General features: G+C 51.3%; 3 protein-coding genes. 2 read left to right on the forward strand and 1 reads right to left on the reverse strand.

The features are described 5' to 3' along the window. Together asd and V7D78_RS16600 are read left to right on the forward strand one after the other, a co-directional pair. The coding region (gene asd / locus V7D78_RS16595) for an archaetidylserine decarboxylase (RefSeq protein WP_333609568.1) at positions 1–699 on the forward strand (699 nt) is incomplete at its 5' end. Positions 700–704: 5 nt separating this feature from the next. Beyond that, positions 705–1,406 (forward strand): glycerophosphodiester phosphodiesterase, encoded by a 702-nt coding sequence (locus V7D78_RS16600; RefSeq protein ID WP_333609569.1) that lies wholly within the window; start codon positions 705–707, stop codon positions 1,404–1,406. A gap of 93 nt (positions 1,407–1,499) precedes the next feature. Here V7D78_RS16600 and V7D78_RS16605 read toward each other — a convergent pair. After that, on the reverse strand, positions 1,500–1,633 hold a 134-nt coding region (locus V7D78_RS16605; protein WP_333609570.1), incomplete at its 5' end, for a hypothetical protein.

A 1,633-nucleotide genomic window follows, 5' to 3' on the forward strand; every position in this document is an offset into this window, starting at 1 on the left:
TACCCCAGTTTTAATGCCTTTTTTACCCGGCCATTAAAAGAGGGCATCAGGCCATTGACTGCAGATCCGGCCATACTGGCGCATCCGGTAGATGGCTGTATCAGTCAGCTGGGCACCATTATTGATGGTAAACTGGTACAGGCTAAAAACCATAACTACTCACTACAAAGCCTGTTGGGCGGCGAAGCGCACACCGCAGCACCTTTTACCGGCGGTAAATTTGCCACTATTTATCTGGCGCCCAAAGACTATCATCGCATTCATATGCCGGTTGCCGGCACCTTACGTGAAATGATCTATATTCCGGGCGAGCTGTTTTCGGTAAATCCGCTGACCGCCGAAAATGTGCCTGACTTATTTGCCCGCAACGAGCGCGTCGTCACTATTTTTGATACAGCGCTGGGTCCTATGGCATTGGTATTGGTCGGTGCCACTATTGTCGCCAGTATTGAAACCGTCTGGGCAGGCACTATTACCCCGCCTACCGGTAAAGATATCTTCCGCTGGCAGTATCCGGCCAAGGGCCCTACTGCCATTGTGCTGGATAAAGGCGCCGAAATGGGCCGCTTTAAATTAGGCTCCACCGTAGTACTGGCCTTTGCTGCCGATAAAATTGATTTTCTGGATGATCAGCAAGCCGGCGCCGTTACCCGAATGGGTGCGCCCTTTGCAGCGATTAAACAAGTGAGCAGTGAGTGACAGAGATGCAAATCATTGCGCATCGCGGCGCCAGTGGCGATTTTCCGGAAAATACTCTTTTAGCGTTCGAGCAAGCGCTGCTGCAAGGTGCTGATGCTATTGAACTGGATGTGTTTGCCCTCGACGGCGAATTAGTGGTGATTCATGATCACCATCTTGAGCGCACCACCAACGGCAGCGGCAGCATTTACCAGTATAGCCTGGCGCAACTGCAGCAGCTGGACGCCGGCTTAGGCCAGCCTGTGCCCCTGTTATGGCAGGTGTTAGTACTGACTCAGGGCAAATGCTGGCTAAACATTGAGTTAAAAGGCGCCGATACGCTGGCGCCCTTACTGGCATTACTACAGCGGGCTGAACAACAACTGCAGTACGACTGCCAAAGCTTGCTTATCTCGTCGTTTAACCATCACTTGCTGGCGGCGTTAAAACAAGCCAGGCCAGAGCTGCGTCTGGGTGCGCTCACCGCCTGCTTGCCTTTGGATTATGCTGCCTTTGCCAGTGCGCTGGATGCTTATTCCGTGCATTGCGATGTCAGCTTTATCAACCAACAGATGGTCACAGATGCTAAAGCCCGTGGCCTGAAAGTCTATGTCTATACCGTTGATGCCGCCGATGACATAGCCAGACTTAAACATTATAGCGTAGATGGCATTTTTTGCAATTACCCGGCATTAAGCCGGGCCAGGTTGCAACATGCCAAAACCTAATGGACGCTTAGTCTGAATGACCACTGCCAATACCAGAAAAAACAACGCCAGCATGATGCTGGCGTTGTTTTTTGCTTAGCTCGGGGCTGGCGATTAAGCAGCAGGACCACGGCTGGCGCGTTTACGATCGTTTTCAGTTAAGTGACGCTTACGGATACGGATAGATTTTGGTGTCACTTCTACCAGCTCATCATCATCAATAAACTCTAACGCCTGCTCCAGAGTAT

It is taken from the genome of Arsukibacterium sp., assembly GCF_036735525.1.
Taxonomy (GTDB): domain Bacteria; phylum Pseudomonadota; class Gammaproteobacteria; order Enterobacterales; family Alteromonadaceae; genus Alishewanella.